This window comes from Fretibacterium fastidiosum, assembly GCF_000210715.1.
Taxonomy (GTDB): Bacteria; Synergistota; Synergistia; order Synergistales; family Aminobacteriaceae; genus Fretibacterium; species Fretibacterium fastidiosum.
On the sequence record NC_021038.1, the window covers coordinates 2,592,047 to 2,599,474 of the forward strand.

7 protein-coding genes are annotated in these 7,428 nt (G+C 63.8%); 4 read left to right on the plus strand and 3 right to left on the minus strand.

Annotation, left to right across the window (positions count from 1 at the left end):
• Positions 1 to 213: 213 nt before the first annotated feature.
• The 3 genes from SY1_RS11720 to SY1_RS11730 all read right to left on the minus strand — a co-directional run bounded on the left by SY1_RS11720 (position 214) and on the right by SY1_RS11730 (position 2,459).
• Complete coding sequence (locus SY1_RS11720) at positions 214 to 1,431, minus strand: 6-phosphofructokinase (RefSeq protein WP_015557150.1); 1,218 nt, start codon at positions 1,429 to 1,431, stop codon at positions 214 to 216.
• Positions 1,432 to 1,523: 92 nt separating this feature from the next.
• Positions 1,524 to 2,066, minus strand: a complete 543-nt coding sequence (locus SY1_RS11725) for a hypothetical protein (RefSeq protein WP_015557151.1) — start codon at positions 2,064 to 2,066, stop codon at positions 1,524 to 1,526.
• 9 nt (positions 2,067 to 2,075) lie between these two features.
• A complete protein-coding gene (locus SY1_RS11730) occupies positions 2,076 to 2,459 on the minus strand; it encodes a hypothetical protein (RefSeq protein ID WP_208873866.1) in 384 nt (127 codons plus the stop codon).
• A gap of 272 nt (positions 2,460 to 2,731) precedes the next feature.
• Here SY1_RS11730 and speE point away from each other — a divergent pair, with 272 nt between their 5' ends.
• From speE to SY1_RS11750, 4 genes are all read left to right on the plus strand, one after another.
• On the plus strand, positions 2,732 to 3,592 hold the full coding sequence (gene speE, locus SY1_RS11735) for a polyamine aminopropyltransferase (protein ID WP_015557152.1): 861 nt from the start codon (positions 2,732 to 2,734) through the stop codon (positions 3,590 to 3,592).
• Positions 3,589 to 4,110, plus strand: a complete 522-nt coding sequence (locus tag SY1_RS11740; protein ID WP_208873867.1) for a hypothetical protein — start codon at positions 3,589 to 3,591, stop codon at positions 4,108 to 4,110. Before speE ends, SY1_RS11740 begins: the two co-directional genes overlap by 4 nt.
• 326 nt (positions 4,111 to 4,436) lie before the next feature.
• Positions 4,437 to 6,500, plus strand: coding sequence for a Synerg-CTERM sorting domain-containing protein (locus SY1_RS11745; protein WP_208873868.1), 2,064 nt, complete (start codon positions 4,437 to 4,439; stop codon positions 6,498 to 6,500).
• A 104-nt stretch (positions 6,501 to 6,604) separates the two neighbouring features.
• A partial coding sequence (locus SY1_RS11750; protein WP_208873869.1) for an Rpn family recombination-promoting nuclease/putative transposase occupies positions 6,605 to 7,428 on the plus strand: 824 nt, incomplete at its 3' end.

The following is a 7,428-nucleotide window of genomic DNA, read 5'->3' on the forward strand; positions in this document are numbered from 1 at the left end:
TCAATTGCCTTGCTTCGGCACAGCCGACCGACACGACGCCGACCGCCTGTCGACGTCCGTAAGTCGTGTCGTCTGGCCGAACCCCTCCGGTTCGCTGACGCGAACCACCTCCCCTTTCAGGGGAGGCAATCCACATTAGACGCGATTTGGTATCAGGAAAGCGAACGACAGGCCCCGGATCGGGGCCTGTCGTTCGAGTCCGTTACGGAGGCGTTACAAAAAGCGCTCCACCTCGCCCTTCTGCTCCTCGATCACCGGTTCGTAGTGCTGCGGGGTCCGGCCGAAGCAGATGTCCATCTGCTCGTAGAAGGTGACGTCCTCGAGGCTGACGGGACGCGGCACAATGGCGTCAGCGGTCGGCATGTAGCGGATGCGCCCCTTGTAGACCTCCACCACCGTCACGCCGCTGATCCCCTCGTCCAGCAGGATGACCGCCGACGCGCCGATCTGCTTGCCGAAGTTGACGTCGTAGGACGACGTGGAGCCGCTGCGCACGATGTGGCCGGGGATGACCTCGCGAATCTCCGGAATCTCGAAGACTCCGGGGACGTACATTCCGGAGACCTTCATGAACTGGTGGATCTGGGGGTCCTCCCGCATCATCGCCTCGAGGCGCGTGCGGATGTAGCGCCCCGCGCCGGCCAGACGCACGTGGCCGAAGGAGTCCGTGCTGTCCCCGCTGTCGGAGAAGTACTTTCCGTCCTCGCCCTTCACCCCCTCGGCGACCACCATGACGTAGGTGCCCGAATGGACGTCGGAATTCAGGATGCGCCGGATGTAGTAGTGCTTCAGGTGCTTGTAGATCGCGTCGAAATCCGCCACGATCTCAGGGATCAGGATGCAGTCCGCATCGGCCGCGATGCCGCCGCGAAACGCCGTGTGCCCGGCGTAGCGCCCAAAGACCTCCACGATCATGATGCGGTTGTGGGTCTTGCCCGTCGTCTTCAGGTCCTCCACGATGCGCGCGATCTTGTTGATGGCGGAGTCGCCGCCCACGGAGTAGGTCTGCAGGTCCAGGTCCATGGTCTTCGGCGCGTGAACACAGGGAATTCCGTGCTCCGCCAGGTCCACCACGACGCTGCCCGTGTCGTCGCCGCCTGAGATCAGCAGGCCGTCCAAGTTGAACTTGCGCAGTCCCAGCAGGATGCGGTTGTACTTGTCCGGGTCCGGTATCTTCGATATCTTCACCCGGCTGTGACCGGCGTCGCTGCCGGCAAAGGCGGAGTTGACGTGGTCCGTGCGCTCCTCGTCCAGGAACACCAGACGGTCGAAGTCCACCAGGTTGTAGAGCCCCGCGTAGCCGTTGGGGACGATGTACGCCCCGATGCCCCGCTGCATCGCCGTCTTGGCCGCGCCACGCACGACGGCGTTCAGCCCGCCGCAGTCGCCGCCCGACGTGATGATGCCGATGTTCTTCATTTTCTTTCCCATTGACAAAGCCCCCAAACGCGCCCCTTCAGGGCACAAAATTCAGGTTTTCTCATGCAGGACACTATTTTATCCTAATTCTTCGGCGGAAAGAATCAGTCCCATCGGGAATATCGGTACTCCAGGTGAATGGGGCGGTCCCTGATCGACGGCCCCGGAAAGCGAACCGCCGTCTCCGGGTTGTAGGTCAGCACAACGGAGGTCCACCGGTCCGGCGTCCAGGTGCAGCGCAGCATGATCTTCCCCTCCGCCCAGGTGTTGGGCAGGGGCCGCTCCTCCGTCCTGCCGAACCGGCCGTTGTACGCCTGCATCAGCACCGTGTAGAGCCGCTCATCCTCCTCCCTGCCCACGGTCTGCAGGTACAGGGCCTTGGACTTCAGCCCCTTCCTGCCGTGGAAGGAAAAGACGAACAGGGCCGGACGCCCCTCAAACAGCCCTTCCATGGAGAGGTAGTCCCCGTCCTGGGCCTTCGCGGTCGCCCCGCTCCGCTCCATGCGCAGCTTCGTCCGATTGAAGGGGTGGCCGAAGGGCAGGGACATGAAGGCGTCCGCGCTGTTCGAGAGCGCCTCGGCAGCCCCCGCGGCCAGCACCGCAAGACACGCCGCGGCGAAGAGCACCAGGGTCCTCGTCCTTTTCATGTCCGCCTCCTAACGAGTCCTCTGTCGGAACTCCCACACCAGAAGCGACGCCGTGGAGGCATCTTCCCCGCTGCCCTCCGTAAAGACGCCCCGAAGGCGCCGCGTGGAGCGCCGGCCGATCCGCTCCGGCAGGATCTCCGCCCTCGCCACGACGCGCTTCCGGCGGTCCAGGAAGAGCATCGTGCCGCCGAAGATCACGTTTTCCCTCGTCCCGTTGGTGATGTTCACGTCCAGGTGGCCCCAGAAGCAGGCCATCCCGTGAAAGGAGAGCCCCGGTCGTCCCGCGATGCCGCCCTCGCGGATGAAGGCCCGCGCGGTCCCGCAGGCCAGGGCCAGCAGGAGCGCCGCAGCGAACAGCACGGCCCCGCGCCGACCGGGCGTCTGTCGTCTCAAGAGCAAAACCTCCCCTCCAAGTGAGAAAACCCACGCCCGCCAGGGCGGGCCCGAACCGATCGAACGCCACTATTATTGTAACTCAAATTTAACGTGCAAGGCGCTTGCCCCTTGAATTGAATCGGGAAGGCGGGGCCGGAGGCTCAGGCGCCGGCCCCCGGCCGGCGGCGCTTGCGCGGCGCAGGCGGTTCATGGTACGCTATGCCCATACGCTCAAGCGCAGGGGGCCGCGCCCCCGAACGATCTTACGACCAGGAATGGAGGGGATGGACATGGGCGACGCGCCCGTGACGAGAGCCAGGCGGACGAACGATCTGTGGCTGACGGAGGAGAGCAGCGAGGGCCTGCGCCTGTCGCTGAAGGTGACGGACGTCCTGCACCGCGAGCGAACGAAGTGGCAGGACATCCTGGTGGTGGACACGCCGGAGTACGGCCGCACCCTCATGCTGGACGGGGCGTTTCAGCTGACGGAGCGGGACGAGTTCACCTACTCGGAGATGATGGCCCACGTGCCCCTTTGCTCCCACCCGGACCCGAAGCGCGTCCTGATCGTGGGTGGCGGCGACGGGGCCATTCTGCGGGAGGTGCTGAAGCACCCCGGCGTCGAGCGGTGCACGCTCATCGACATCGACGAGCGCGTCATCGCTGCGTCGAAGGAGTGGCTGCCCACCGTCGGCTGTGCGCTCTCGGACCCCAGGGCGGACGTGCGCTGCATGGACGCGATGGAGTACCTCCGCACGACCTCCGACCGGTTCGACGTCGCCATCGTGGACGGCACCGACCCCGTGGACTTCGCCGCGGGGCTCTTTCAGTCGCCCTTCTACCGGGACCTGAAGGCCGTCCTGAACGAACGGGGCATGATGACGGAGCTGACGGAGTCCCCCTTCACGGACACGGCGCTGATGCGCCAGGCCCTCCGCGAGATGCGGGCCGTCTTCCCCGTGGTGCGCACGTACTGGGGCGTCGTCCCCACCTACCCGTCCGGCATGTGGACCTACGGCGCGGCCTCCCTGTCGGCCGACCCGGCCACGCCCCTGCGGGAGGTGAGCGGCACGCGCTGGTACACGAACGCCATCCATCGCGCCGCCTTCATCCTGCCGCCGTTTCTCGAGGAGTTGATCCGCGAAAATTGAAAGATCTGCTGCGACATCCGCTGGAAACGCTCTCCCTGATCCTTGCGCTGGCCGCGGCGCTCGCCGCCTGCCGGAGCGCGGCGGCGGCGCAGGACGGGGATCGATACCTGCCGGCGTTCCAGGACGACCGGATGGGCCTCTACTTCCTGGACACGGAGACGATCCAGCGCCAGGAGGGCGGAGACGTCTTCCTGTTCCGCTACAAGAGCGTCATCAGCTGGCGTTATCGGGACAAGCTGCTGCAGAGGACGCGGGACGAGAGGGAGCGCGAAAAGATCAGGCGATGGGCCTACAGCATCGTGAGCCTGTTCTACCGGCCGGAGGACCGCACGGCCCGCTTTGCCGTCACCGCGACCTTCACCAAGACGGACAAGCTCCTGACCCGAACGCCCTGCGACCAGCCCTTTACGCCCGTCTCCCGTTCTCCCGCCGTGGAGGCCCTGTGCGACGCGCTGATGCGGTTCGTCGCCGCCCACCCCGAAGCCGTGCAGGTCCTGCCCCGACCGGCCGGGAGGTGAAACTGAAGACCCCGCTTCGATCCAAAGACTGAGGCGGGGTCAAAGGCGACCGTCCCGGGATTCGGCAACGACTTCCCGCGGCCAGACCGTTCAAAAATTCCAGGCCGTGTTCGCTCAAAAACATTGCCAAAGGGGTTCAAGGCATGTCAAAATAGTTGTATGATATTGCAGGGTCGAGATCGTCAGGCGCAATACGAGCGTCTACATGGGCCGATGGTACAGGTCCGGCGTTCCGGACGGAGGCCTCCCGGCGGCGTGTTCTCCTCTGCGGGGAGCCCTTCCGGACGGAACGCATTGCAAACGGCAAGGAGGAATTTTTAAGGAAGATGAGAAAGCTATGGGTTTTGTTGGCGGCGTTTTTGTTGGCGGCCTCTGCCCCGGGGGCGGCCCTGGCGGACGTGGTGATCAACAGTACAAACTTCCCGGATAATGCGTTCATTGTCTTCGTTAGGGAACATGACACAAACTCAGACGGTATTTTGAGCCCCGAGGAGATTGAAGCGGCGAAGAGTATGATCGTTAAACCCGAATTTGGCGCCAAAAACCTGAAGGGGATCGAGTATTTCACGTATCTGGAGACGCTGGTTTGCAGCAACCTGGAGCTGACGTCGCTGGACTTGAGCGGGAACAAGAAGCTGACGTCGCTGCATTGCACGAACAACCTGCTGACGTCGCTGGACTTGAGCGAGAACACGGAGCTGAAGACGCTGCATTGTGAGAACAACAACGCTCTGACGTCGCTGAACGTGAGCCGGAACACGAAGCTAGAGACGTTGAATTGCACCAACAACCCGCTGACGACGCTGGACGTGAGCCGGAACACGGCGCTGACGGATCTGGCTTGCTCCGGCACCGCCCTGACGTCGCTGGACGTGAGCCAGAACACGGCGCTGACGGAGCTGGCTTGCGCCAGCAACGCTCTGACGACGCTGGACGTGAGCAAGAACACGGCGCTGAGGGAGCTGAAATGCGCCAACGACCAGCTGACGGAGCTGAACGTGAGGGCGAACACGAACCTGCTGAAGCTGGACTGCTCGGACAACCAACTGACGGCGCTGGACGTGAGCAAGAACACGGAGCTGTCAACGCTGAACTGCACCAACAACCGGCTGACGGCGCTGGACGTGAGCAAGAACACGGAGCTGTCAACGCTGAACTGCACCAACAACCGGCTGACGGCGCTGGACGTGAAGGCGAACACGAGGCTGGATGCGTTGTATTGCCAGGGAAACCGTCTCACGTTCCTCGATCTGGAGGGGCTGCCTTTGACCAGTAGTGCCACTGTGGGCGCTCAGACGCGGGACGACCTGATCCTCCAGCAGCGCGGGGACAAGTATGAGGCCAATCTCGGCACCTTCATCCCCCGGGAGGGATTCATCAAGGTGACCCGCCTCGCCGGCTTATCCGGCGGCATGTCGATCCCCGCCGTCTATGACTCCACGAGCGGCAAGGCCACCTTTGACGCCGAACCGGAGAAGGTGACGTATCGGTACGTTACCAGCAATGACAAAGCCCCCTTGATGGATGTCACCCTTATCGTAGGCAACGTGATCACGGTGTCCGTGTCCGGCCGCGGCAGGGTCACGCATCAGGGGTCCACGGAGGCGCTGTCCGGCGACGTGGTCGTCTCCAAGGGCAAAGACGCGACGTTCGTGGTCTCGGCGGACGCGGGTTACGCGATCGCTTCCCTGAGGGTCGACGACGCCCCGGTGAGCGTCCCGTTGGTAGCGACGCGTTACGAGTACACGTTCCGCAACGTGACGGAGAATCATACTTTGAGGGTCGCGTTCAAGGCCAGACCGGGCGGGTCGCCGGGCTGGCCGGGCGGGTCGCCGAGCAATCCGGGCGGGTCGCCGGATAAGCCGGACGTGCCGCCAACCTCTCCGGACGTGCCGCCCGTGAATCCTCCCGCGTCGGTCGATATCCCGGCCTCCGCGGGGCAGTGGACGGTCTTCTGGGGCACTCCCGACGCGCAGGGCAAAGTTGAAGTGACGGTCCAGGTTCCCATCAAGTCAGAGGTCCCCCTGATCGAGGGCTCGATCCGGATCGATGCCCTGGGGATCGAGGGAATCAGGATCAAACTTCTTCCCGATAGCCCGGCGGCCTCCGCTCGTGCAATGGCGCAGCAGCACAGCTACCTGCTCCAGATCACGGGCACGGTGGCCGAAAACGCCATGAACACGGCACGGATCGACGCGCTGCACTACAGGCTGGAGGGCGGCGAGGAGAAGATGGTTCGCTTGGGGACGAACGGCGACGGTATCCTGCTGAAGGACATGAAGAAGGGGACGGAGCCCCCGAAGTCGAGTTCCGGCGGCGGGTGTGCCGCGGGCCTGGGCTCGGTGGCGTTGCTGGCTCTCGTTCCCCTCTACATCCGGCGTCGGCGCTGAGCCGCTGCGCAGGACAGACGCGACAAACGCGCGGCCCCCGATACGGGGGCAAATTGTATAATATAGTCAGGCAGTGAGAGGACGTTTAGCGAGGAGGCGGGGACATGGAGGACGCAGAGCGGGAGCGCGACGGTGGGCTGATCGGTCCGGCGTCGGGGCCCGTGACGGAAGGGCAAATCGAGGCGGACCTGGAGCGGGGAAAAATCTATCGCCTCAACGACCGTTTCTTCAAATTTTTGTTGGGCCGCGAGGACCGCAAGCCCCTGTTTTTGGACCTCGTGAACGCCCTTGTGTTTCCCGACGGAAGCGCGGGCTTCACCGGTTTGGAGTACGCGAACCGCGAGCTCTCCGCCGTGCGCGTCGAGGGTAAGGACTGCTACCTGGACATCGTGGCCAACATGGCGGACGGGACGCAGGTGGAGGTCGAGGTGCAGGTGAGGAACTGGAACGACTACCTGCAGCGTTCCGCCTACTACCTCAGCACGCTGCACGCCTCTCAGATGAGCCTGGGTGGTTCGTACCTGGACTTGAAGCGGACGGTGTCGATTCACATTCTGGCGTTCAGCCTGTTTGCCGGGGAGCGTTTTCGCCGCGAGTTTTGTCTGTGCGACGTGGAGAGCGGGGAGAAACTGAGCGACGACCTGAAGCTGATCTACCTTGAGGTGCCGAAGTGCGCGCGTTATGGGACGCCACGGAATCGTCTGGAGTATTGGCTGATGTATCTTGCGGGGATGGAGGCGAGGAAGATGCCTGAGGCGATGGTGAAGGACCCGATGATTGGTGAGGCGCTGAACCTGGAGAAGCTGTTTTTGCAGAGCCGTGAGGAACGGCAACGATACATTGTGAGCTATAAGGCGATGCGGGACGCGATGACGCGCGATGAGACGATCCGCCGAGTTGCCCGCGCCGAGGGCGAAGCGAGGGGCGA

Coding starts and splice junctions, on each gene's coding strand:
- SY1_RS11745 (WP_208873868.1), top strand. CDS start 4,437: ATGAGAAAGCTATGGGTTTTGTTGGCGGCGTTTTTGTTGGCGGCCTCT.
- speE (WP_015557152.1), top strand. CDS start 2,732: ATGGGCGACGCGCCCGTGACGAGAGCCAGGCGGACGAACGATCTGTGG.
- SY1_RS11720 (WP_015557150.1), bottom strand. CDS start 1,431: ATGGGAAAGAAAATGAAGAACATCGGCATCATCACGTCGGGCGGCGAC.
- SY1_RS11725 (WP_015557151.1), bottom strand. CDS start 2,066: ATGAAAAGGACGAGGACCCTGGTGCTCTTCGCCGCGGCGTGTCTTGCG.